The following is a 24,258-nucleotide window of genomic DNA, read 5'->3' on the forward strand; positions in this document are numbered from 1 at the left end:
CCAAGGAGTTACCATGACTTTTTCCATCGTTGGGCGCTGCGCCGAAACCGGCCAGCTGGGCATTGCCATCAGTTCCTCGAGCATCGCCGTGGGCGCACGCTGTCCCTGGGTCCGGGCCGGGGTCGGGGCGGTAGCCACCCAGAACGTCACCCTGCCGGCCCTGGGCCCGCAGATCCTCGACCTGCTGGAGAGCCACAAGCTGGAACCGCAGCAGGCGCTGCAACAGGCCCTGGGGCGCAATGGCTGGAGCCAATACCGCCAGGTCACGGTAATCGACGACCAGGGGCGCACCGCGCTGTTCAGCGGCCAGCAGGCCCTGGGCACCCACAACGCCGTGGCTGGCGAGCAGTGCGTGGCGGCCGGCAACCTGTTGGCCGGGACCGAGGTCATCGAGGCCATGGTCCAAGCCTTCGAGGGCACCCCGGGGATGCTCGCCGAACGCTTGCTGGCGGCGATGCACGCCGCGATGCGCGCCGGCGGCGAGGCCGGGCCGGTGCATTCGGCGGCGCTGATGGTGGTGGACGACCTGACCTGGCCCGTGGTCGACCTGCGGGTGGACTGGGCCGAAGAGAACCCCATCGGCCAGCTCAATGACCTGTGGCAAGCCTATCGCCCGCAGATGCAGGACTACCTGACCCGGGCCCTGGACCCCACGGCGGCCCCCACCTATGGAGTGCCGGGTAATGAATGAGCCGTCGAGCCGTGAACTGCTGGCAAGGTTGGTGGGCTTCGCCACGGTCAGTCGTGATTCCAACCTGGAGCTGATCGCCTTCATCCGCGATTACCTGGCGGGCCTCGGGGTCGACAGCGAGCTGATCTACAACCCCGAGCGCACCAAGGCCAACCTGTTCGCCAGCATCGGTCCCGACGACCGTGGCGGCATCGTGCTCTCCGGCCACACCGACGTGGTCCCGGTGGATGGCCAGGCCTGGACGGTGGAGCCCTTCGTGCTGAGCGAGCATGAAGGGCGCCTGTACGGGCGTGGCACGGCAGACATGAAGGGGTTCATCGCCGCGGTGCTGGCGGCGGTACCGGCCTTGCTCCGGCAGCCGTTGCGGCTACCCGTGCACCTGGCGTTCTCTTATGACGAGGAGGTGGGTTGCCTCGGCGTAAGGCCGATGCTCGCCCGCTTGCAGGCCCGAGCGCACCGGCCAAAGCTGTGCCTGATTGGCGAGCCCACCGAGCTGCGGCCAGTGCTGGGGCACAAGGGCAAGCTGGCCATGCGCTGCCAGGTGCGGGGCGCCGCTTGTCATTCGGCCTATGCGCCCCAGGGGGTCAACGCCATCGAGTACGCGGCGCGGTTGATCGGCAAGCTCGGGGAGATCGGCACCCGCCTGGCGCAGCCGCAGCACCATGACCGACGGTTCGATCCGCCTTTCACCACGCTGCAGACCGGCATCATCGCTGGTGGCCGGGCACTGAACATCGTGCCGCAGGATTGCCAGTTCGATTTCGAGGTGCGCACCCTGCCGGGCTTCGACCCCCGGCAGGTGGTGGACGAGTTGCAAGCCTATGCCCAGCAGCAGTTGCTGCCCGGGATGCGCGCCGTGCACGCCGATACCGCCATCGACCTGCAGCCCTTGAGTGCCTATCCGGGGCTGGCCACCGCGCCCGACAGCGAGGCTGCCGAACTGCTGGCGCTGCTCACTGGTTCCCGGGAGTTTGGCACCGTGGCCTTCGGCACCGAGGGCGGCTTGTTCCATGAGGCCGGCATCCCCACGGTGGTGTGTGGGCCGGGCAGCATGGACCAGGGACACAAGCCGGATGAGTTCATCAGCCTGGAGCAGCTCGCGGCCTGCGATGCGCTGCTGCTGCGCCTGGCGGACTGGCTGGCGCAACCGGCCTGAATCGATCTCGTCCGCCGACCCTGGCACAGCCCCGCGCGCCAGCCCGGGCTGCGGTTCGCGAGGGCTCTGCGACGGGCTGTCGAGGCTTATCTTGCTACAGAGCTTTTTCATGGGACTGGAGCATATTTTTAGTATTTTTCCTCCGCTCCCCAGTGACGCACCATCGCCTTGAACTCCTATAACAACCAGGCCGTCGCAACGGCCGACGAGGGCATGCAGCGTGTTCGATCTTCGTTACTGGCAGCAACGGGCTGCCCAACAGACATTCATAGACCAGGCGCTGATCGGCGGACGCCGCCAGCCGGCGCGGTCAGGCGCGACCTTCGACGCCATCAACCCCGCCACCGGCCAGGTGCTGGCCCAGGTCAGTGCCTGCAATGCCGACGATGTCGAGCTGGCAGTGGCCAGCGCCCGCCAGGCTTATGAACAGGGGCCCTGGGCGCGCATGGCCCCCGGACAGCGCAAGCGGGTACTGCTGCGCCTGGCCCAGTTGCTGCTCGAGCACCGCGAGGAGCTGGCCTTGCTGGATTCGCTGAACATGGGCAAGCCGGTGATGGAAGCCTGGAATGTCGATGTGCCTGGCGCCGCCAACGTCTTCGCCTGGTACGCCGAGAGCATCGACAAACTCTACGACCAGGTAGCCCCCGGCGCGGCCGACAGCCATGTCAGCATCCGCCGCGAGCCACTGGGGGTGGTCGCTGCGGTGGTGCCCTGGAACTATCCCCTGGACATGGCCGCCTGGAAGTTGGCACCGGCCCTGGCGGCCGGCAACTCGGTGGTGCTCAAGCCCGCCGAGCAATCGCCGTTCTCGGCCCTGCGCCTGGCCGAGCTGGCCCTGGAGGCCGGCCTGCCCGAAGGCGTGCTCAACGTGGTACCGGGCCTGGGGCCCGAGGCCGGGCGCGCCCTGGGCTTGCACCCGGATGTGGACTGCCTGGTATTCACCGGGTCCACCGAGGTGGGCAAGTACTTCATGCAGTATTCGGCGCAGTCCAACCTCAAGCAGGTCTGGCTGGAGTGTGGCGGCAAGAGCCCGAACCTGGTGTTCGCCGATTGCCAGGACCTGGACCTGGCCGCCGAGAAGGCCGCGTTCGGCATCTTCTACAACCAGGGCGAGGTGTGCTCGGCCAACTCGCGACTGCTGGTGCAGCGCAGCATCCACGATGAATTCGTCGAGCGCCTGCTGGCCAAGGCCCGGGACTGGCGCCCCGGCAATCCCCTGGACCCGGCCAGCCGCGCCGGGGCCATGGTCGATGCACGCCAGGCTGCCAGTGTCATGGCCCATATCGAGCGGGCCCGGGAACAGGGCGCGCAGTTGGCCTGTGGTGGCCGGCGCCTGCGGATCGATGACAGCGACAACTACATCGAGCCGACCATCTTCACCGGTGTCCAGCCGCAGATGAGCATCGCCCGCGAAGAGGTGTTCGGCCCAGTGCTGGCGGTGAGCGCATTCGACAGCGAGGAACAGGCCATCGCCCTGGCCAACGACAGCGTCTACGGCCTGGCGGCCTCGCTGTGGACCGACGACCTCAACCGGGCCCATCGCGTGGCCCGGCAGCTGCGGGTCGGCACCGTGTCGGTGAACACCATGGATGCCCTGGACGTCACCGTGCCCTTTGGCGGGGCCCGGCAGTCGGGTTTCGGCCGCGACCTGTCGCTGCATGCCTTCGATAAATACACCCAGCTCAAGACCACCTGGTTCCAGCTGCGCTGAATCCTGCTCGATGCCTTGCGGCGCCGTGCGGGTGCCGTCGCGCCTGCCGCCCTGGCGGCAGGCTCACAACAATAAGAACGGAGTATGTGGCATGACGACGAATGTCTTGGACGGGGCCACGGGTTCCGCCGCCAAGGGTGGTTTGCGCCGGGTCCTGGGCCTGGGTTCGCTGATCTCGGTGGCCGTGGGCCTGGTGGTGTCCCAGGGAGTGATGGTGATGATGCTGCAAGGCGCAGGCATGGCTGGCATGGGGTTCTTCATCCCGCTGCTGCTGGCCTACCTGCTGGCCCTGACCTATGCCTTGTCGTTTTCCGAACTGGCGCTGCTGGTGCCCCGGGCCGGTAGCCTGAGCAGCTACACCGAGGTGGCCATCGGGCACTTCCCGGCGATCCTCGCGACCTTCTCCGGCTACATGGTGGTGGCGATGTTCGCCCTGTCCGCCGAACTGCTGCTCCTGGACCTGATCATCGGCAAGGTCTACCCCGGCGCGCTGCCGCCCATGGTGGTGGCCTATGGCGTGCTGGGCACCTTCACCGTGCTCAACCTGCTGGGCATCGACGTGTTCGCCAAGCTGCAGACGGTGCTGGCGGTGGTGATGGTGGTGATCTTGCTGACCCTGGGCCTGGGGGCCATCGGCAGTCCCCAGGCCGACCTGCAACTGCCCCTGGACCAGGGCTGGAACCCGCTGCACTTCGGGGCGCTGGCCCTGGCGGCAATGGCCATCTGGGGTTTCGTCGGCGCCGAGTTCGTCTGCCCGCTGGTGGAGGAGACCAAGCGTGCGGAGCGCAATATCCCGCGCTCGATGATCATCGGCCTGAGCTTGATCTTCCTGGTGATCACCCTGTATTGCCTGGGCGCCTTGTTGTGCATCCCCCGGGACCAGCTGGCGAGCGATCCGCTGCCGCATTTCCTGTTCGCCACCACGGTGTTCGGCGAGACCGGCAAGGCGTTCCTGGTGGGCGCGGTGCTCACCGCCACCTGCAGCACGGTCAACTCGTCACTGGCGGCGCTGCCTCGCATGCTCTACGGCATGGCCCAGAACGGCCAGGCCTTTCCCCAGTTCAAGCGCCTGAGCACGGGTACCCGCACGCCCTGGGTAGCGGTGCTGTTCATCGCCGCCATCACCGGCCTGCCGATCCTGTTGCTGGGCCAGGACCCGGATTCGGTCAGCCTGCTGTTACTGGCCGCGGCCCTGGCCTGGCTCTTGGCCTACATCATCGTGCACATCGACGTGATCGCCCTGCGCCGGCGCTATCCGGACGCGCCCCGGCCGTTCCGCTCGCCGTTCTATCCCTGGCCCCAGGTGGTGGGTATCGGCGGCATGCTGTTCGCGATCTACCACGCTTCGCCGGCGCCGGAGATGACTGCGCGGATCTTCGGCAGCGCCGGGGTGGTGCTGGGGATCATCTCGTTGATCGCCGTGCTCTGGGTCAAGCTGGTGATGCACAAGCCGCTGTTCGTCCCCGAACCCCTGGTGCCGGCCGCCCCGACAAACCCTTCCGAGCAATCCACCTACAGTGCAGGAGAACGACCATGAGTGCTTCCAATCCCCAGCCGCAACGCAGCACCCGGGACTACCAGGATCTGGACGCAGCGCACCATATCCACGCCTTCCTCGACCAGAAGGCCCTGAACGCCGAGGGCCCACGAGTGATCGTGCGTGGCCAGGGCCTGCAGCTCTGGGACAACGACGGCAAGCGCTACCTGGATGGCATGTCCGGCCTGTGGTGCACCAACCTCGGTTATGGGCGCAAGGACCTGGCCGCCGCGGCCACGGCCCAGCTCGAACAGCTGCCGTACTACAACATGTTCTTCCACACCACCCACCCGGCGGTGGTGGAGTTGTCCGAGCTGTTGTTCAGCCTGTTGCCGGGGCACTACAGCCACGCCATCTACACCAACTCCGGTTCCGAGGCCAATGAGGTGCTGATCCGTACTGTGCGCCGCTACTGGCAGATCCTCGGCCAGCCGCAGAAGAAGGTGATGATCGGCCGCTGGAACGGCTATCACGGCTCGACGCTCGCGGCCACGGCACTGGGCGGCATGAAGTTCATGCATGAAATGGGCGGGCTGATTCCGGATGTCGCGCATATCGACGAACCCTACTGGTTCGCCCATGAGGGCAACTTGAGCCCGGCCGAGTTCGGCCTGCGTTGCGCCCGGCAGTTGGAGGAAAAGATTCTTGAACTTGGGGCTGAGAACGTCGCCGGGTTCATCGCCGAACCCTTCCAGGGCGCAGGGGGCATGATCTTCCCGCCGCAAAGCTACTGGCCAGAGATCCAGCGCATCTGCCGCCAGTACGACGTGCTGCTGTGCGCCGACGAGGTGATCGGCGGGTTCGGGCGCACCGGCCAGTGGTTCGCCCACCAGCACTTCGGTTTCGAGCCCGATACCCTGTCCATCGCCAAGGGCCTGACCAGTGGCTACGTGCCCATGGGTGGCCTGGTGCTGGGCAAGCGCATCGCCCAGGTGCTGGTGGAGGAGGGTGGCGTGTTCGCCCACGGCCTGACCTATTCCGGGCACCCGGTGGCGGCGGCCGTGGCCATCGCCAACCTCAAGGCCCTGCGCGACGAGGGCGTGGTGGACCGGGTCCGCGACGATACCGGCCCGTACTTGCAGCAGTGCCTGCGGGAGGTGTTCGGCAACCATCCGCTGATTGGCGAGATCCAGGGCACCGGCCTGGTGGCCGCCTTGCAATTGGCCAAGGACAAGGCCAGCCGCCAGCGCTTCGCCAACGAGAACGACATCGCCTGGCGCTGTCGCACCCTGGGTTTCGAGGAGGGGGTGATCATTCGCTCGACCCTGGGCCGGATGATCATGGCCCCGGCCCTGGTAGCGACTCGGGCGGATATCGACGAGCTGGTGGACAAGACCCGTCGGGCGATGGAGCGCACCGCGCAGGAACTGGCGATGGGGCAGTTGCCCGGGGCCTAGCATGGACGGTGCCGGCCTGTGCGGCCGGCACCATTGGTTGCAGCGAGGTGCGCGGGGCACCTCGCAGTGCCGGTCAGAGGCCGGCGCTCTCCCCGGCAACCGTCTTGGGCTTGCCGTAGTGCCACTCGTAGACCACGAACTTGAAGTCCTTGAGGTCGCCTTTTTCATCGAAGCTCAGGTCCCCGGTCGGGGTCTTGAAGGTACCGGCGTGGATCGCCTCGGCGACCTTCTCCGGATCTTCGCTCTTGGCTGCGGCGATGGCGCCGGCAATCACCTGCACTGCCGAGTAGGATGGCAGCACGAATGGGCCGCTGGGGTTTTCCTTCTTGGCTTCGAAGGCTGCCACCAGCTCCTTGTTCGCCGGGTCCTGGTCGAAGGACTTGGGCAGGGTCACCAACATGCCTTCGGAGGCATCCTTGGCGATCTGCGAGATGGAGTCGTTGCCCACGCCCTCAGGCCCCATGAAGCGCGCGGTCAGGCCCTTTTCCTTGGCCTGGCGCAGCAGCAGGCCCATTTCCGGGTGGTAGCCGCCGAAGTACACGAAGTCGACATTGGCCTGCTTGAGCTTGGTCAGCAGCGAGGAGTAGTCGCGCTCGCCGACGTTGATGCCTTCGAACATCGCCACCTTGATACCTTCCTTGCCAAGGATGTCCTTGACCGAGCTGGCGATGCCTTCACCGTACTGCTGCTTGTCGTGGAGCACGGCGACGTTGGTGGGCTTGAGCTTGGCGATGTAGCGCGCCGCCGCCGGGCCCTGGGCGTTGTCCAGGCCGATGGTGCGGAACACCATCTTGTAGCCACGGGAGGTCAGCTCGGGGCTGGTGGCGGCCGGGGTGATCATCACGATGCCTTCGTCCTCGTAGATGTCCGAGGCCGGTTGGGTGGAACTGGAGCACAGGTGGCCGACCACGTACTTGACGCCGTCGTTGACCACCTTGTTGGCCACGGCCACCGCTTGCTTGGGATCGCAGGCGTCGTCGTATTCAACGGCTTCGAGCTTCTTGCCGTCGACGCCGCCCTTGGCGTTGATCTGCTCGATGGCCATGCGCGCGCCGCTGAACTGCATGTCGCCGTATTGCGCTACCGGGCCGGTCTTGGCCCCGGCGATGCCGATCCGGATGGTGTCGGCGGCCAGGGAATGGCAGGCGAGACCGGCGAGGATCATGGCGCTGAGCAGTTGGGTGGCTTTGTTATTGATACGACTCATTGTTGGTTCCACTCCTGTGGGTAACGGTTCTAAGGGTGTTGCGGGTGCTGCATGGATGGCCGGCTCGGCGGCCATCCGGGTGGTAGTTTGCAGCTGGTCCGGTTCAGGGCAGCGCCTTGCCGAAGGCCAGCAGCGGCGCGGTGGCGGCGCAGGCTTCCAGGGCCTGGTCGAGGTCGGCCAGCAGGTCGTCGATGTCCTCGAGGCCCACCGACAGGCGTACCAGGCCTTCGGCGATACCGTGCTCGGCGCGCTCCTCGGGGCTGTAGGTGGAATGGGTCATGCTCGCCGGGTGCTGGGCCAGGGACTCGGCATCCCCCAGGCTCACCGCCCGGCTGAACAGTTGCAGGGCATTCATGAAACGGGTGCCGGTGGCCAGGCCACCCTTGAGTTCGAAGGCGATCATGCCGCCGGGCAATTTCATCTGTTGCCGGGCCAGGGCGTACTGGGCGAAGGACGGCAGGCCGGGGTAAGCCACCCATTGCACCAGCGGATGCGCCTCCAGGTAGCGAGCCACGGCCAGGGCGTTGGCGCAGTGGCGGTCCATGCGCAGGGCCAGGGTCTTGAGCCCACGCATCAGCAGGAAGGCATCCTGGGGCGACAGCACGGCACCGGTCAGGTCCTTCAGGCCCTGCAGGCGGATCTTCTGCGCCAGTTCCTGGCGGGTGACGACTACGCCGGCGGTGATGTCGCCGTGGCCGCTCAGGTACTTGGTGGCCGAATGCAGCACCAGGTCGGCACCCAGTTCCAGGGGGCGCTGCAGGTAGGGCGTGCAGTAGGTGTTGTCCACCACCAGGGTGAGGTCGCGGTGCTGGTGGGCGATCGCGGCCACGGCGGCAATATCGACCAATTGCATATTGGGGTTGGCTGGCGATTCGAAGTAGATCACCCGCGTGTCGGGGCTGATGGCGGCTTGCAACTGGCCTGGCTCGGCCATGTCCACATGGCGCACCTTGACCCCGAATTCACCGAGGCCGTGGTGCAGCAGGGCGAAGGTGCAGCCGTAGAGGGTACGGTTGACCAGGATCTCGTCCCCCGGACGCAGCAAGGTCCAGAGGGTGGCGGCGATGGCCCCCATGCCGGAGCCGAAGGCCACCGCGGCCTCGCCGTGTTCCAGGTCGGCCATGCGTGACTCCAGCAGGGCCAGGGTCGGGTTGCCGATACGGGTGTAGAAATAGCCGGGCTCTTCGCCGGCAAAGCAGCCGGCGCCGTATTCGGCGGTGGCGAAGGTGAAGGTGGATGTCAGGTAGATCGGCGGGATCAACGCACCCTGGTGCTGCTGGGGGTCGTAGCCGTGATGGATGGCGCGGGTGGAAAAACCAAGGTCACTGTTTTTATTGTTCATGGTGGACGCTCCTGATTTGCTCTAATGCTATGCTCAAATCCGGCGCAGTATTTTCTAATCTTGCCCCTGTAAAAGCGCTCGATTGGAATAAAAAACCATAAAAACAAGATAAAGAGGCAAAATATGCCCGTTGGACTGGATCGTACCGACAAAGCCCTGCTGGTCGCGCTGCAAGACAACGCACGGCTGACCACCGCCGAACTGGCCGACAGTGTCGCGCTCACCACCTCGCCCTGCTGGCGCCGGGTCAAGCTCCTGGAAGAGAGCGGGGTGATCACCGGCTACCAGGCGATCCTCTCGCCCAAGGCCCTGGGTTATGGCGTCACCGCGTTCGTCAGCGTGATGATGGAATCCCACTCCCGCGAGACCGCCCGGGCCTTCGAGCAACGGCTGCTGGACATCCCCGAGATCATCGCCTGCCACAACGTCTCCGGGCGTTATGACTTTCTCCTCGAAGTGCTGGCCAGGGACCTGGAGTCCTTCGGCGAGTTCGCCCGCGAAGTGCTGCAGACCCTGCCGGCGGTCAAGGAGATCTACTCCAGTTTCTCGTTCAAGTCGGTCAAGCCGGCGCGGTTGATCCCGGTGCTGCAGCAAGGCGGCTGACGGCAGCGCGGATCAGTGCAAGTGCTGCTGGTCCAGGTACTCTTTCAGGCATTCGATGAACGCCTGGTGCTTGCGCGTTTGCCGCCGGTGCACCGGGTAGATCGCGTGGATCCGCGGGCCGAACTGCTCCGGATCGAGCACCGCCTCCGGTAGCAGTTGCACCAGTTCGCCGCGTTGCAGGTAGGGCGCCGCGCTCCACTGCGGGCACAGTTGCAGGCCCAGGCCGGCCAGCAGCGCGCCGAACAGGAAATCGTAGTTGTCGCTAGCCAGCCGTGGCAAGGGCTGGGCCACTCGATGCTGCTGGCCCCCGAGGCTGAAGCGCCAGAAGTGCGGGTTCAGCGCCGGGTGGCGGAAGATCAGCCAGTCGTGTTCGTGGAAGGTCTGCGGGGTCACCGCCAGCGGCTTGCGTTGCAGGTAGCGCGGGCTGGCACAGAGCAGGATGCGGTTGGCGGTCAGTGGCCGGGCGATCAGGTCCGGCAGGTCCACCGGGCCGTCGCGCACCGCCAGGTCGTAGCCGCCAGCGAGCAGGTCGACGAACTCGTCGGTCAGCTCCACTTCCAGGCGCATCTGCGGGTAGAGCTCGAGAAAGCGGTAGCACACCGCGTTGAGAAAGGCCGGGGCGAAGGAGGGCGGTGCCACCAGGCGCAAGGTGCCGCACATTTGCTGTTGCAGCTGGTCGATGTGTTCCTGGGCCTGTTGCAGTTGGAACAGCACCTGGCGAGCACTGGCCAGGTAGAGATGCCCGGCCTCGGTCAGGGCGATGCGGCGCGTGGAGCGTTCGAACAGCCGCGTGCCCAGTTGAGTCTCCAGGTGCGTCACCGCCTTGGTCAGGGCCGAGGTGGTCTTGCCCAGGCAGGCGGCGGCGCGGGTGAAGCTGCCCTGGTCGGCGGTGGCGACGAACATGCTGATGGCGCCCAGTTGGTCCATGGGTCTTGCCTCTTTGGAAAGAATGAGTTGCTCGGCGCAGTATTCTTAAATCCCCCCGGGCTTGGCTAGTCTCGTGGCCATTCTGACCAAGGGGTGTCAACGACAATGAAAAACGCTCTGAAGATCACGCTGGCCTCGGCGCTGGCTTGCATATCGCTGCCGAGCCTGGCGGCAGTGGACCTGCTGCTCTACAACGGCAAGGTGTTTACCGCCGAGCAGGGCCGGCCCCTGCAGCAGGCGCTGGCGGTGGAGCAGGGGCGGATCGTCAAGGTCGGCAGCGACGCCCAGGTGCTGGCGCTCAAGGCGGCCGGCACCCAGGTGGTCGACTTGCAGGGCAAGGTGCTGATGCCCGGCTTCATCGACAGTCACAGCCACGCGATCTTCGGCGGTCTCAAGCTCAAGGCCGCGGACCTGGAAAGCCAGCAGTTGCCGCTGGATGAACTGGAGCGGCGCCTGCGCGGCTGGCGCGACGACGGCAAGGCGCGCCATGGCGATACCCTGAGCGTCAGCGGTTTTCCTTCCACCTACTGGAGCCAGGTGGATGCGCTGGAGCAACGCTTCAACCAGGGCGAGTGGGCGGATACACCGATCCTGTTCGTCGGCTGGGACTACCACACCGGCTGGGCCAACCGCGCCATGCTCAAGCGCGCCGGCATCGACGCCCAGCGGGTCAAGGCGCTGACGGGCGAGGCGGTGGCGACCATCGGTCACCATCCCGATGGCACGCCCAATGGCTTCGTTGCCGATGCCGGGCTCTCGGCCCTGACCTCCCAGGTACCGGCGCCGAGTTTCGAACAGATGCTCGAGGCCGGGCGTGCCGCCAGGGACCTGAACCACAGCCTGGGCATCACCGCACTGATGGATCCGGCGGCCAACGCGGTACCCAGTGACGCGCTGTTCGCCATGCATCCCACGGCCCAGACCGTGGGCGTCTTGCCGGTGTACAAGGCGCTGGCCGAGCAAGGCGAACTGGAGCTGCGGGTCGCTGCGCTGATGGTGGCCAATCCCAAGAGCCGGCCAGCGGATCTTGCGGTGCTGGACCAGGTGCGCCGGCAGTTTCTCGATGTGCCCAACCTGAGCTTGCCGGGGATCAAGATCTTCGCCGATGGCGTCGCCGAGTTCCCGGCCCAGACCGCGTCCTTGCTGACGCCCTACAAGAACTCGCAAAAGGGCGGCGAGCTGCTGATCGACCCGGCGCATTTCGGCGAGCTGGTCAGCGCCGCCGACGCCCGTGGCTGGCTGGTGCATGTGCACGCCATCGGCGATCGCGCGGTGCGTGAGTCGCTCAACGGCATCGAGCAAGCCCGGCGCCAGCGCCATAGCGGCGTGGTGCACTCGATCACCCACTTGCAAATGGTCAATCCCAAGGAATTCGCGCGCTTCAAGCCGCTGGACGTGATCGCTTCGATGCAGCTGTATTGGGCCTCCGCCGATGAGCTGAGCATCGACCTGCTCAAGCCCTACATCACGGCCATGCAGTTTCAGTTCATGTACCCGGCGCGCTCGTTGTTCAAGAACGGCGCCACCATCGCCGGTGCCAGCGATTGGCCGGTGAGCACGCCCGAACCATGGAAGGCCATCGCCCAGGCGGTCAGTCGCAAGGGCCCCAAGGGGGTGTTGAACAAGAACGAGGGTATCGACCGCCAGGCCATGTTCTACGCCTACACCCGTAATGCCGCCCGCGCCATCGGCCTGGAACAGCAGATCGGCAGCCTGGTCCCGGGCAAGCAGGCCGACCTGATAGTGCTCGATCGCGATGTATTCCAGGTCCCCGATGAGCAGTTGGCCGGCACCCAGGTATTGAGCACCTATTTCGCCGGTCGCGAGGTCTATCGCCGTCCGAGCGAATGACCTCGCGCCACTGCGCCAAAGCGGCCCGCGACCCTGTTCGCGGGCTTTTTTTCAGCCGTCGATCAGGCTCCGTCGATGGTGCTGGAGACTTTGATTCACCTGGGCTCTGGCGTTTTTTCCAATGGCTGAGAAGGCCTGCGCCAGGGCCTTTGCGGCGATTGAACAGTTGACGTTGGCAGCGGCTTGTTCCTATTCTTTGTCAATCGACAAATAATAGGAGCGTTCGATGAAAACCCTCAAGGGTCCCAGCCTGCACCTGGCGCAGTTCAGCGCCGATACCGCGCCATTCGACGATCTGCCAGGCATCGGCCGCTGGGCCGCCGACCTGGGCTTCAAGGCGTTGCAGGTCCCGGCCTGGGACGAGCGGCTGTTCGATGTAGCCACGGCGGCGCACAGCCAGGACTACTGCGATGAGGTCAAGGGTCAACTGGCCGAGCACGGCCTGGTGATCAGCGAGCTGACCACCCACATCTTCGGCCAGCTGGTGGCGGTACACCCGGCCTACGACGCGATGTGCGACAACTTCGCCCCCGAGGCCCTGCGCGGCAATCCCAAGGCGCGCACCGACTGGGCCATGGAACGCATGCAGCTGGCGGCGCGGGCTTCCCGGCGCCTGGGGCTTGCTGACATGGGCACTTTCTCCGGCTCGCTGGCCTGGCCCTACCTGTTTCCCTTTCCCCAGCGCCCCGACGGCCTGATCGAGACCGCGTTCGCCGAACTGGCGCGGCGCTGGCGGCCGATCCTCGATGCCTGCGACGAGCAGGGGGTCAACCTGTGCTATGAGATCCATCCCAGCGAGGACCTGCACGACGGCACCAGTTTCGAACGCTTCTTCGACCTGGTGGATCGGCATCCGCGCTGCCACATCCTTTTCGATCCCAGCCACTTCGTGCTGCAGCAACTGGACTACCTGGCGTACCTGGACATCTACCACGAGCGCATCCGCATGTTTCACGTCAAGGATGCCGAGTTCAATCCCAGCGGGCGCCAGGGCATCTATGGCGGCTACAGCTCCTGGGTCGAGCGGGCCGGACGGTTCCGTTCGCTCGGCGACGGCCAGGTGGATTTCAAGGGGATCTTTTCCAAGCTGGCGCAATACGACTACGGCGGCTGGGCGACCCTGGAGTGGGAGTGCTGCCTCAAGGACCAGGAGGACGGCGCCCGGGAAGGCGTGGAGTTCATCAACCGCCACATGATCCGCGTCACCGAACGGATCTTCGACGACTTCGCCGGTGCCCGCATCGACCGCCAACAGATCAACGCCATGCTCGGCATCGCCTGAACCTTTCCCACGGAGATCACTATTGATGAATGCCTTTACCGACAACACCCAGGTCGATGCCAACGGCCTGGCCCATCGCTACGTGCGCATCGACGGCCAGCGGATCCATTGCGTCAGTGCCGGCAATGGCCGGCCGGTGCTGCTGATTCCCGGCTGGCCGCAGACCTGGTACGCCTGGCGCGAGGTGATCCAGGCCCTGGCCGCCAGGGGTTTCCAGGCCATCGCCGTGGACCCGCCGGGCACCGGGCAATCCGATCGCCCGGAGCATGGCTACGATACCGGCGCCGTGGCCGATGTGCTGCACCGAGTGATGGAGCAGCTGGGGTTCGAACGCTACAGCGTGGTCGGCCATGACGTAGGCATGTGGGTCGCCTACGCCCTGGCCAGCGACCGGCCCGAGGCTGTGGAGCGCCTGGCGCTGACCGAGGCGGTGATCCCGGGGCTGGCCGAGGCGCCGCCGATCTTCGTCGAGCCGGGGCAGAACATCTTTCTCTGGCACTTCATGTTCAACCAGTTGCGCGATTTGCCGGAAGCGCTGATTGCCGGCCGCGAGCGGGTCTACCTCAACTACATCTTCGACAAGTGGTCCCATCGCCGCGAAGCGGTGGCCACCGAGGAGTACATCCAGGCCTATGCCGCCCCTGGCGGACTGCATGCGGGCTTCGCCTACTACCGGGCGATTCCCGAGACCGTGCGCCAGAACCAGCAGCGCGCCGAACGCATGCTCGACATGCCGGTGCTGGCCATCGGCGCCGAGCATGCCACCAACGATGCACCGCTGCTGACCCTGCAGGGCCGGGCCAGTAACCTGCGGGGCGCCATCGTGCCGGACTGCGGGCACTTCATCATGGAGGAGGCACCAGAAGCCTTCCTTGCCCACTTGCTGCCGTTCCTGGAAGAGCAGGCGGGCTGAGCCCCCACCGTCGTCCCCGGGCAGGGAAAATGGCCCGGGGAGCGCGCAAATCTAATATCATTTCGTCCCGGCGCCCCGTGCCGGCCGCCGATCGGGCCCCACCGATCGCCGCTCATCCTGACGAGATACCCGACTCCCATGGCTGGAAGACCCCGCGAATTCGATCGCAACCAGGCGTTGCGCCAGGCGCTCGAACTGTTCTGGGCCCGTGGTTTCGAAACCACCTCCATGGCCGACCTGGTGGCCGCGCTGGGCATCGCCTCGGCACGGATCTACGCTGCCTTCGGCTCCAAGGAGGCGCTGTTTCGCGAAGCCATCGAGCTGTACGAGAGCCATGAGGGCGGTTTCGCCGACCGCGCGCTGGCCGAAGAGCCCAGTGCCCGTGCCGCCATCGCCCGCCTGCTCGACGAGGCCGTGCAACTCTATGCCCGGCCAGGCCAGCCCCTGGGTTGCATGGTGGTGTCCTCGGCGGTGAACTGCTCCAGCGACAACGACGGCGTGCGCCAGTGGCTGGCCGAGCACCGGCGGGCGCGCACCGCCAGCATCGTCCAGCGGCTGCAGGCGGCGGTGCAATCGGGGGAGCTGGCAGGTCATGGCGATGCAACTTCCCTGGGCGATTATTACTCTACGGTGCTGCATGGCCTGTCGGTGCAAGCCCGGGATGGCACCAGCGCCGAGCAACTGCGCAAGGTGGTGGCGCTGGCCATGGGCGTGTTCGATAACGCGCGCAACCCGACCCCTGGCTAACCTGCGATTCATTACCCTGGCTGCGCTCGCCGTGGGCGCCAGACAGCGCTACCAGCCGGGCAGGGGCCCGGTTTTCTCGGATCCATCATCCGCTCCACCCTCGAACGAGTAGTACGACCCCGACATGAGCAATCCCCAGGCGACACCCCAAGGTAACTGGCAGTCGGTCATCGCGTTGGCCCTGGCCGCCTTTGTCTTCAACACCACCGAGTTCGTCCCGGTCGGGCTCCTGAGCGCCATCGGCGCGAGCTTCGACCTGGCCAGCGAGCAGGTCGGGCTGATGCTGACCATCTACGCCTGGGTGGTTTCCCTGACCTCGCTGCCGGTGATGCTGCTGACCCGCAACGTCGAGCGCCGGCGCTTGCTCACGCTGCTGTTCGGCTTGTTCATCCTCAGCCATATATTGTCCAGCCTGGCCACCAGCTTCGGCCTGTTGATGCTCAGTCGCATCGGCATCGCCCTGGCCCATGCGTTGTTCTGGTCGATCACCGCATCCCTGGCGGTGCGCCTGGCCCCCGCGGGCAAACAGGTACAGGCCCTCGGCCTGCTGGCCACCGGCACCTCCCTGGCCATGGTCCTGGGCATTCCCCTGGGACGCCTGCTGGGCGAGGCCCTGGGCTGGCGCACCACCTTCAGCGTGATCGCCGGCCTGGCGGCTCTGCTGGTGCTGTGGCTGATCCGCACCTTGCCGCTGTTGCCCAGCCAGAACTCCGGTTCGCTGCGCAGCCTGCCGCTGCTGTTCAAGCGCCCGGCGCTGGTGGCGGCCTATGTGTTGACGGCCATGGTGGTGACGGCGCAATTCACCGCCTACAGCTACGTCGAGCCCTTCATCAAGGTGGCCTCGGGCCTGGGCGGCGACGTGGTGACCCTGGTGCTGCTGGTGTTCGGCGGCTCGGGGATCATCGGCTCGCTGCTGTTCAGCCGCCTGCACCGCCACAGCCCCCAGGGGTTCCTGCTGGTGGCGGTGGCCCTGTTGATGTTGTGCCTGGGCCTGTTGCTGCCGCTCAACGGGCATGTCTGGTCGCTGGTGGCCCTGAGCGTGGTCTGGGGCATGGCGATCATGGGGTTTGGCCTCTCGCTGCAGTCCAAGGTCCTGACCCTGGCACCGGACGCCACCGACGTGGCGATGGCGATGTTCTCCGGGATCTACAACATCGGCATCGGCGGCGGCGCCTTGCTCGGCAGCTGGGTCGGCGGGCAACTGGGGTTCGCCTATGTCGGCGTGGCTGGCGGCGCCCTGGCGGCCCTGGCGCTGATGCTCTATGGCTGGTCGAGCTGGCGCATCGCCCGCGCCACCGCGCAATGAAGCCCTGGATGTAGTCGCTACCCCAGGCTGCGCCCGCGTGTGTAGCGCCCGCCAGGGCGGTGTTGCTAGATCGTTAGCTGAAGGCCCGCCGGCCTTGTCGCAGCCTCGGCAGCAGCTACAGGGTTTCGTGCCGGGTGGCCGAAGGTTGGCTGGCCAGGCCGGTGGCGGGCTGGCTCTTCAACAGGGCACCGATCGCCACGGCATAGTCCTTGCCGGCCAGGTTCATGCTGTTGTTATGGGTGCCGCCGGGCACCAGCAGCAATGTCTTGGGTTGTGCCGCCGCAGCGAACAGCTCCCGGCTCAGGCGCGCCGGTACGTAGTCGTCCTTGAGGCCGTGGACCACCAGCAACGGCATGCCGATTTCGCTGATCTTGTCGATGGAGTCGAACTTCTGCGACATCAGCCAGCGCACCGGCAGCGAAGTCTTGGTCACTGCCGCCGCCGCGTCGCCCAGGGTGGTGAAGGTGGATTCGACGATCAAGCCGCGCGCGGCCACCGGACGCTGTTCGCTGGCGGCCTGGCGACCCAGCTCGGCGGCCAGGTCGATGGCTACCGCGCCGCCCAGGGAGTGGCCGTAGATCAGGCGCTTGCCCGCCTCGGGCTGTAATACCTTGAGGCGTTCCCAGGCCACGCGGGCGTCTTCATAGACGCTGGCTTCCGAGGGCAGCTCGCCGTGGCTCTGGCCAAACCCCCGGTAGTCGATAGCCAGCACCGAATAACCCAGGGCGTGCAACTGCTCGATGCGAAACAGTTGGCCGGTGAGGTTCCAGCGCACCCCGTGCAGGTAGAGGATCGCAGGCGCATCGGCGCGTTGCGCCGGCCACCACCAGGCGTGGAGGTTCTGTCCGGCCCTGAAGCGGCTGGACTTGAGTTCCAACTCCTGCACCGCTTGCGGCAGGCCGTGGAACCAGCCGGCGGTACCAGGCTCGATGCGAAACACCAGCTGGCGTTCCTTGTGCTGCAGCACTGCGCAACTGGCCGGCAGGCCAATGACCAGCAGGGCCATGCACAGCAGGGGGAGCCAGCGACGGCCAAGGCGCTGGAGCAGGGGCGGGGACATGCGGGGGCACCATGGAGGAATCAAAACCGCGTTTTAACAGATGTCGCCAGGAAGGTCGTATAGATTTTCGTCGAGTCTCCAATGACCGCCCGGCGGGCGCCGGGCGGATTGGGTCAGAAGTTCCAGCGGGTGCTGACCATCACGTTGCGTGGGTCGCCGTAGTAAGCCGACTCGAAGAAGCCGATGTTGGTGTAGTAGCGCTTGTCGAACACGTTGTATACGTTGAGGCTGGTGGAAAGATTCTCGGTGATCTGATAGCGCGCCATCAGGTCCACCAGCCAGTAAGGATCCTGGGACAGTTTTTCCTGGGTCTTCTTGGGCTTGTTGTTGATCATCTGCCAGCCTTCGCCTTGCCAGCGGGCACCGCCGCCCAGGGTCAGCTTGTCCAGTGGGCCGCTGAGCTTGTAGGTGGTGTAGAAGTTGAGCTGGTCTTCGGGTTCCCAGGTCGACACCTTCTGCCCAGCCTTATCGCGCATGATCTTGTGGGTGTAACCGGCTTGTACCTGCCAGTTGGGCATCAGCTCCCCGGATATCTCGGCCTCATAACCCTTGGTCTTAGCGGTCACGGGCTTATAGGCAAGCATATTGGCCTGGCTTTTGTTGAAGTCCAGGTCTTCTATCGCGCGATTTTCTTCATGCAGTTCGAAATAGGCGAGGCTGGAGTTCAGGCGGCCATCGAAGAACTCGCCCTTGATGCCGACTTCATAGTTCTTGCCTTCGTTAGGCTCGATCATCTTCTTGTTACGGTCGCGGAACTGCGTCTGCGGCAGGAAGATCTCGCTGTAGCTGGCATACAGCGAGAAGTGGTCATCGAGATCATAGGTCAGGCCAGCGTAGGGAATCACCTTGCCGCTGTCCTTGGCATCGGAGGTGCCAGTGACCTGGTAGTTGGCTATGCGAGTTCCCAGCAACAGTTTCAGGTCATCCATGAGGCTGAAGCGCCCGGTCATGTAGATCCCGGTCTGGCGGGTGACTTCATCGTTGAGCGAGGTTGGCGATCCCCAGTCCGGCTCGATGCTCTTGCCGTTCCAGGAGAAGAAATCGTAGGCGTTGCCGAAGTAGGTCGGTGCGCCGTAGTCCTTGCCTTTCCAATGCGAACGAGATGCCGAAGTACCGATCACCATTTCGTGGTCAAGCCCGGCAAAGCTGAAAGGGCCGGAAATATAGGCGTCGAGACTATCGCTGGTGGTTTCACCGGTGAACTTGTTGGCGTAGATCGAGCCGATAACGGGGTCATCGGGAGTGATCGAACCCAGGGGCGCGTCATAGCCGTTGAGTTGATGGTTGTACTGTCCCTTGGCGACCCAGCCGTTGGCGAAGCTGTGTTCCAGGGTCGCGAACACCGTGCGGGTGTACTGTTCCCAACGACTCCATTTGGCGCCGTTGTTGAATGAGCGTGACATCTTCAAGGCGTTGCCCGAGGCATCGTAGAGCGGCTGGCTGCCGGACCAGCTGGAGCCACGCGGATTGTTGTCCTGGTAGTCGGCGCCCAGTGTCAGCAGGGTGTCGGGCGTCAGGTCCATTTCGAGGATGCCGTAGTAGACGCTGGTCTTGCGCTGATAGTGGTCCATGAACGATTGCTTGTCCTGATACGCCGCTACCGCCCGCCCGCGAACGTTGCCGGTTTCGGTGAGCGGGCCGCTGAGGTCGATCTCCGAGCGATAGTTGTTCCAGGAGCCGGCACCCAGGTCGATATGCCCCTTGAACTCGCTGGTCGGTTTCTTGCGTACCAGGTTGATGGTGCCGCCAGGGCCCCCCGCGCCGGTGAGCAGGCCGCTGGCGCCCTTGAGCACTTCGACCCGGTCATAGATCGCCATGTCGGTCAGGGTATGGCCGGCCGAGTAGGCGCTGCTGCGTGTGGTGGGAATGCCGTCGTACTGGAAGCTCTGGATAGAGAAACCGCGGGCATAGTAGTTGGTGCGTTCACTGTCATAAGTCGACACGGTGATGCCCGGGGTATGGCGCATGACATCATCGATGGAGTTGAGCCCGAAGTCGTCGATGACCTGGCGAGTGACGACCGAAATCGACTGTGGTGTTTCCCGTGGCGTCAGCACCAGGCGCGTGGCCGTGGCGATGGTGCCTGGAGTGTAGGAGCCCGTGCCTTCGGTGACCGTGCCCAACTGGTTAGCGATAACGCTGGTCGTTCCCAGTTGTAAAGGGGCGCTGGCTACCTGCGAGGCCACTTGAACCCGGTAGCCTTCGCCTTCTTTCACTGCCACAAGACCCAGTGGGGCCAGTAGCCGTTGCAGCCCCTCGCTGACCGCGAAACGGCCCTTGAGGCCTGGGCTGCGTAGGCTCTGGGTCAGGTTCGAGTCGACGGCGATCATGGTCCCGGACTGCTGGCCAAAGGCGCCGAGCACCTGGTCCAGGTTGCCTGGCGCGATGTCATAGCCTACAGACGGGATATCCGCAGCCAGCAGGGGCGGGCTGCAGCTGGCGATGGCAAGGCCGATGACGACCGGGCGCAAGGCCGCGGCAAGGGGCGTGAGGCGAATGTGCATAAGGAAAGTCCGTGGGTTGGAAAGGGTTGGCGCAGAGCTGTTTTCCAGCTTCTTCCCTGGTCTTGATGCACGAGATTGAAAAAACTGCCGCCGTCCTGAAAAAAACTGAGGAAAAATCAGGCCGCGTCCACGAAGGCCCAGTACCCCATTACCCGCCGGATGCGAATCGGCAGGGTCTTGGCCAGCAAATCGAGGCTGGCGTCCGGCTGGTTCAGGGAGAACGAGCCGGAAACCCGCAAACCGGCGACTTCGGCGGCGCAGCGCAGCAGGCCGGGGCGATAGCGGTCGAGTTCGGCGATCACCTCGCCCAGGGGGCGACGCTCGGCAATCAGCAGGCCCTGGGTCCAGGCATTGGCCGTGGTGGGCACGACGGCCAGGGCGCCGATCCGCTGTTGGGCGATATCCACTTGCTGGCCCGGGCCCAGGTTTAGCGCAGGGGCATGGGCGGTACTCACCGAGCTGCTGCCGGCCAGCAGTTGTACCCGGGTGCCGTTGATGCCCGGCAAGCCAACGCTGAGGATCAGTTGTGAGCGCGGCGCGAGCTGGATGCGTCCATCGGCGGTGATGACCTGCACGGGCGCGGCGTTGCCCAGGGTCAGCAACAGGCGGCCGTTGTTGAGCCGCAGTTGCAAGCCCTGGGGGCTGGCCTGCTGATCGAGGCTGGTGCGGGTGTCCAATTGCAGGCTGGCGCCAGCGGCCAGTTGCAGCTGGCGGCGCTCACCGGTGGCGGTGTGATAGTCGCTGAACAGCTGCGGCAACAGCAGTCGTTCGCGCACGCTCCAACTGCTGGCGGCCACCACGCCCAGGCCGACGATGCCCTTGAGCAGGGTGCGCCGCCCCGGGTGGCTGCGAGCCTGCAGCAGTTGCCGGGCGCGGGGCGCGGGCAGGCTGCGGGTGCTGTCGCGCAGGTCCTGGCCGATACCGGCCAGGCGCTGCCAGGCCAGTTCATGCTGCGGGTCGGCCCGGCGCCAGGCCAGGCAGGCGGCCTGCTGCTCGGGGCTGCTGATGCCCGATTGCAGCAGCACCAACCACTCCAGGGCCTGGTCCAGAACCTGCTGTTCCACCGCGCCCTGATCGTCCACCGGCTGGAAGACGTTCATCCCGGGTACACCGCCGCATAGCAATGGCGGTAGGCCTTGAGCATGGCTTTTTGCACCACGTTGACCGAGAGCTGCAGGCGTTCAGCAATCTGCGGGTAGGTCAGGCCTTCGAGCTGGGACAGCAGAAACACCTCGCGCACCCGGCTGCCCAGGCCGTCCAGCACCTGGCCCACGGCGTCCAGCGCCTCGAGGACCAGCAGTCGGGTTTCCGGCGAGGGCTGGTGCTGCGGCTCCAGCTGCGCAAGGGTCTCCAGGTACGCGCGCTCCAGGGCCTGGCGGCGCAAATACTGCCCGCACAGGCGGCTGGCCACGGTGTTGAGGTAGGCCCGGGGTTCGCGCAGCACCGGCAGTTGCTCGCTGCGCAAGATGCGCACGAAGGTGTCCTGCGCCAGGTCCATGGCCTGGTCATGATTGCCGAGCTTGCGTCGCAGCAGTTGCACCACCCAGTTGTGATGCTGGAGGTAGAGCTCGCCCACGGCGTGCTGGAGCGAAGGGGTGGGCACCATCGATAAGGGTTCCGAGGTCGAGGTGGGCGAAATCGGTGCTTATGGTAATGCTTCTCATTATTGGGTGCTTGAATTTTTACTACTCTCCACCAGGGCTTGTCGTCACCCTGAGCCAGGGTTGTGGGTTAAATGGTTGTAAGGTACAACTAAATACCCCATTTGCGAGGTCGCCCTTATGTCGAGCCAATCCGCTTCCCTTATCCCGCAGTTGCGCCAGGCGTCCCGGCAGATGGTCCGCGAGCTGGGCTTCATGCAAGCCACCCTGGCCGGCACCGACTACCCGCCCTCGGCGGTGCATGCGTTGCTGGAGATCGGCCAGGGCCATGCCTTGACTGCCGGCGATCTGGTGACGCTGCTGGGGCTGGAGAAATCCAGCGTCAGCCGCCTGGTGCGCAAGCTGGTGGAGGCGGGAGAGATCTGTGAACTGGCCCATGAACAGGACGCCCGCTCGAAGAAACTGCAACTCAGCGCCCGCGGGCGCCAAACCCTGGAGGGCATCGACCATTTCGCCCAGGCCCAGGTGGCCGCGGCCCTGGCGCACCTGACCGCGGAACAGCAGCGCAGTGCTTCTGCGGGCATCGCCGACTATGCCCGTGCGTTGCGCGCGGTGCGTCTGGGCGAGGCGCCCGAGCAGCTCGCATGCGGAACCATCGCCCGGGGCTACCGACCGGGGGTGATTGGCCGTATCGCCGAGATGCACGCTTGCTACTACGCCGCCCGGGCCGGCTTCGGCCAGCCCTTCGAAAGCCTGGTGGCGGCGGACATGGCCGAGCTGATGGGGCGTTTGCACAACCCGCGCAATGAAGTCTGGGTGGCGCTGTTGGAGGAGCGGATTGTCGGTTCCATCGCCATTGATGGGGAGGGCGAGGGCGGCGAGGCGATCCTGCGTTGCTTCATTCTCGATGAGGCTGCCCGCGGCCTGGGACTGGGCCGGCGTCTGCTGGCCGAGGCGCTGGCGTTCTGCGACCGGTGGAACTTTGCAGCCACCCGCTTGTGGACCTTCAAGGGCCTGGATGCGGCACGCGCGCTGTATGAGGAACAGGGTTTTGTGCTGGTGCAGGAACAGGTGGGCGAGCAATGGGGCGCGACCGTGACCGAGCAGTGTTTTGTGCGGCCGGGAGTGGAGCCTTGTAGCCGCTGCTGAGCCTGCGAAGCTGAGCAAAGGCCCGCAGGGCCTTGCCTGGCGATTTTGGGTCGAACCCGTAGCGGCTGAAAACCTGCATCCCGGCGATGCAGTGCTCGCAGCCTGCGGCAGCGGCTACAGCCAGGCGTTCGGTGGTAGGGTTAGCCCCCTGGAAGATTATCGATCTGTGGAGTACCTCCCATGCAAGCCATCAAGCTCAGCCTGCCGGCATCCCTGGACAACCTGAAGCTCATCGAGCTGCCCGACCCGGGCCAGCCCGGCGCCGGGCAGGTCCGGGTGCGGATCCATGCCTGTTCCCTGAACTATCACGACTATGCGGTGGTGACCGGCGGCCTGCCCACCGTCGATGGACGAATTCCCATGGCCGATGGCGCCGGTGTGGTGGAGGCCGTGGGCGAGGGCGTCAGCGAGTTCAAGGTCGGCGACGCGGTGGTGTCCTGCTTCTTTCCCCATTGGCATGACGGTGGCCCGGCCATCGCCGACTTCAGCACCACCCCTGGCGACGGCGTCGATGGTTATGCCCGGCAGGTGGTGATCCAGCCCAGCCACTGGTTCACCCATGCGCCCAAGGGCTACAGCCACGCCGAAGCCGCAACCCTGACCACGGCTGGGCTCACCGCCTGGCGCGCACTGGTGGTAGACGGCGGTCTCAAGGCCGGTGAGACCGTCCTGGTGCTGGGCACGGGCGGGGTATCGATCTTCGCCTTGCAACTGGCCAAGGCCATGGGCGCCACGGTGATCGCCACTTCGTCCTCGGACGCCAAGCTGGCGCGGGTACGCGAGCTGGGGGCCGACCACACCATCAACTACCGCACCCAGCCGGAGTGGGGCGCCGAGGTGCTCAAGCTCACCGGCGGGCGGGGCGTCGATCATGTGGTGGAAGTCGGCGGCCCGGGCACCCTGGCCCAGTCCATCACTGCGTGCCGGATCGGTGGGCACATCGCCCTGATCGGCGTGCTCACCGGTTGGGCCGGGCCGGTACCCACGGCAGCCCTGATGGCCAAGCAGCAGCGCCTGCAAGGCTTGATCGTCGGTAGCCGCCAGCAGCAGGTGGAGATGGTCCGTGGCCTGGAAGCCACCGGCATCAAGCCGGTGATCGACAGCACCTTCCCCTTGGCCGAGATCGCCAAGGCCTTCGCCCATGAAGCCTCCGGCGCCCACCTGGGGAAAATCTGCCTGAGCCTTTGAGGTCCAGCCAGGGCAACGTCGGTCGCTACTCCGGCGTTGCCGTCCATACTGCTTCGACGGTGTGCCGCAATCCGCTCTGGAAGGGC

The 24,258-nt window shown here is 65.6% G+C and carries 20 protein-coding genes; 13 read left to right on the top strand and 7 right to left on the bottom strand.

Going from position 1 to position 24,258, the window contains the following annotated elements:
* Positions 1 to 13: 13 nt before the first annotated feature.
* The 5 genes from AC3WK8_RS04615 to AC3WK8_RS04635 all read left to right on the top strand — a co-directional run bounded on the left by AC3WK8_RS04615 (position 14) and on the right by AC3WK8_RS04635 (position 6,492).
* On the top strand, positions 14 to 691 hold the full coding sequence (locus AC3WK8_RS04615; protein ID WP_085597993.1) for a DUF1028 domain-containing protein: 678 nt from the start codon (positions 14 to 16) through the stop codon (positions 689 to 691).
* Positions 684 to 1,847, top strand: a complete 1,164-nt coding sequence (gene argE, locus AC3WK8_RS04620) for an acetylornithine deacetylase (RefSeq protein ID WP_103324541.1) — start codon at positions 684 to 686, stop codon at positions 1,845 to 1,847. The genes AC3WK8_RS04615 and argE overlap by 8 nt, the downstream gene beginning before the upstream one ends.
* Before the next feature lie 220 nt (positions 1,848 to 2,067).
* Positions 2,068 to 3,558 (top strand): aldehyde dehydrogenase, encoded by a 1,491-nt coding sequence (locus AC3WK8_RS04625; protein WP_103324542.1) that lies wholly within the window; start codon positions 2,068 to 2,070, stop codon positions 3,556 to 3,558.
* 91 nt (positions 3,559 to 3,649) lie between these two features.
* Positions 3,650 to 5,095 (top strand): APC family permease, encoded by a 1,446-nt coding sequence (locus AC3WK8_RS04630; RefSeq protein ID WP_103324543.1) that lies wholly within the window; start codon positions 3,650 to 3,652, stop codon positions 5,093 to 5,095.
* Positions 5,092 to 6,492 carry an aspartate aminotransferase family protein gene (locus AC3WK8_RS04635; RefSeq protein WP_085597997.1) on the top strand — a complete coding sequence of 467 codons (1,401 nt, stop codon included), beginning with the start codon at positions 5,092 to 5,094 and terminating at the stop codon, positions 6,490 to 6,492. Before AC3WK8_RS04630 ends, AC3WK8_RS04635 begins: the two co-directional genes overlap by 4 nt.
* Before the next feature lie 73 nt (positions 6,493 to 6,565).
* Here AC3WK8_RS04635 and AC3WK8_RS04640 read toward each other — a convergent pair whose 3' ends face one another.
* Together AC3WK8_RS04640 and AC3WK8_RS04645 are read right to left on the bottom strand one after the other, a co-directional pair.
* On the bottom strand, positions 6,566 to 7,699 hold the full coding sequence (locus AC3WK8_RS04640) for a branched-chain amino acid ABC transporter substrate-binding protein (RefSeq protein ID WP_085597998.1): 1,134 nt from the start codon (positions 7,697 to 7,699) through the stop codon (positions 6,566 to 6,568).
* A gap of 103 nt (positions 7,700 to 7,802) precedes the next feature.
* Positions 7,803 to 9,041, bottom strand: coding sequence for a methionine gamma-lyase (locus AC3WK8_RS04645; protein WP_103324544.1), 1,239 nt, complete (start codon positions 9,039 to 9,041; stop codon positions 7,803 to 7,805).
* A gap of 123 nt (positions 9,042 to 9,164) precedes the next feature.
* On the opposite strand from AC3WK8_RS04645, the gene AC3WK8_RS04650 reads away from it, so the two are divergent.
* A complete protein-coding gene (locus AC3WK8_RS04650; RefSeq protein WP_103324545.1) occupies positions 9,165 to 9,644 on the top strand; it encodes an Lrp/AsnC family transcriptional regulator in 480 nt (159 codons plus the stop codon).
* A 12-nt stretch (positions 9,645 to 9,656) separates the two neighbouring features.
* Here the strand turns inward: AC3WK8_RS04650 and AC3WK8_RS04655 are convergent, their stop codons facing one another.
* Positions 9,657 to 10,571, bottom strand: coding sequence for a LysR family transcriptional regulator (locus AC3WK8_RS04655; RefSeq protein WP_103324546.1), 915 nt, complete (start codon positions 10,569 to 10,571; stop codon positions 9,657 to 9,659).
* 105 nt (positions 10,572 to 10,676) lie between these two features.
* On the opposite strand from AC3WK8_RS04655, the gene AC3WK8_RS04660 reads away from it, so the two are divergent.
* The 5 genes from AC3WK8_RS04660 to AC3WK8_RS04680 all read left to right on the top strand — a co-directional run bounded on the left by AC3WK8_RS04660 (position 10,677) and on the right by AC3WK8_RS04680 (position 16,670).
* Positions 10,677 to 12,422: an amidohydrolase gene (locus tag AC3WK8_RS04660; RefSeq protein ID WP_103324547.1), complete on the top strand. Its 1,746-nt coding sequence runs from the start codon at positions 10,677 to 10,679 to the stop codon at positions 12,420 to 12,422.
* 226 nt (positions 12,423 to 12,648) lie between these two features.
* Positions 12,649 to 13,704 (top strand): sugar phosphate isomerase/epimerase family protein, encoded by a 1,056-nt coding sequence (locus AC3WK8_RS04665; protein WP_085598003.1) that lies wholly within the window; start codon positions 12,649 to 12,651, stop codon positions 13,702 to 13,704.
* Positions 13,705 to 13,729: 25 nt separating this feature from the next.
* Complete coding sequence (locus AC3WK8_RS04670) at positions 13,730 to 14,617, top strand: alpha/beta fold hydrolase (RefSeq protein ID WP_103324548.1); 888 nt, start codon at positions 13,730 to 13,732, stop codon at positions 14,615 to 14,617.
* Between the two features lie 138 nt (positions 14,618 to 14,755).
* Positions 14,756 to 15,364, top strand: coding sequence for a TetR/AcrR family transcriptional regulator (locus AC3WK8_RS04675; protein ID WP_103324549.1), 609 nt, complete (start codon positions 14,756 to 14,758; stop codon positions 15,362 to 15,364).
* Between the two features lie 124 nt (positions 15,365 to 15,488).
* Positions 15,489 to 16,670 carry a sugar transporter gene (locus tag AC3WK8_RS04680; protein ID WP_085598006.1) on the top strand — a complete coding sequence of 394 codons (1,182 nt, stop codon included), beginning with the start codon at positions 15,489 to 15,491 and terminating at the stop codon, positions 16,668 to 16,670.
* Between the two features lie 115 nt (positions 16,671 to 16,785).
* Here AC3WK8_RS04680 and AC3WK8_RS04685 read toward each other — a convergent pair whose 3' ends face one another.
* The 4 genes from AC3WK8_RS04685 to AC3WK8_RS04700 form a co-directional block, all read right to left on the bottom strand.
* The gene (locus AC3WK8_RS04685; RefSeq protein WP_085598007.1) at positions 16,786 to 17,730 is read right to left on the bottom strand and encodes an alpha/beta hydrolase; all 945 of its coding nucleotides are present in this window, start codon (positions 17,728 to 17,730) and stop codon (positions 16,786 to 16,788) included.
* Positions 17,731 to 17,843: 113 nt separating this feature from the next.
* Positions 17,844 to 20,234 (bottom strand): TonB-dependent siderophore receptor, encoded by a 2,391-nt coding sequence (locus AC3WK8_RS04690; RefSeq protein ID WP_103324550.1) that lies wholly within the window; start codon positions 20,232 to 20,234, stop codon positions 17,844 to 17,846.
* 116 nt (positions 20,235 to 20,350) lie between these two features.
* Positions 20,351 to 21,334 (bottom strand): DUF4880 domain-containing protein, encoded by a 984-nt coding sequence (locus AC3WK8_RS04695; RefSeq protein WP_103324551.1) that lies wholly within the window; start codon positions 21,332 to 21,334, stop codon positions 20,351 to 20,353.
* Positions 21,331 to 21,840, bottom strand: coding sequence for a sigma-70 family RNA polymerase sigma factor (locus AC3WK8_RS04700; RefSeq protein ID WP_085598010.1), 510 nt, complete (start codon positions 21,838 to 21,840; stop codon positions 21,331 to 21,333). The genes AC3WK8_RS04695 and AC3WK8_RS04700 overlap by 4 nt, the downstream gene beginning before the upstream one ends.
* Before the next feature lie 175 nt (positions 21,841 to 22,015).
* Here AC3WK8_RS04700 and AC3WK8_RS04705 point away from each other — a divergent pair, with 175 nt between their 5' ends.
* The gene (locus AC3WK8_RS04705; RefSeq protein ID WP_103324552.1) at positions 22,016 to 22,984 is read left to right on the top strand and encodes a GNAT family N-acetyltransferase; all 969 of its coding nucleotides are present in this window, start codon (positions 22,016 to 22,018) and stop codon (positions 22,982 to 22,984) included.
* Between the two features lie 180 nt (positions 22,985 to 23,164).
* Positions 23,165 to 24,172: a zinc-dependent alcohol dehydrogenase family protein gene (locus AC3WK8_RS04710; RefSeq protein WP_103324553.1), complete on the top strand. Its 1,008-nt coding sequence runs from the start codon at positions 23,165 to 23,167 to the stop codon at positions 24,170 to 24,172.
* The last annotated feature ends 86 nt before the right edge of the window (positions 24,173 to 24,258 follow it).

It is taken from the genome of Pseudomonas sp. FW507-12TSA, from assembly GCF_058781435.1.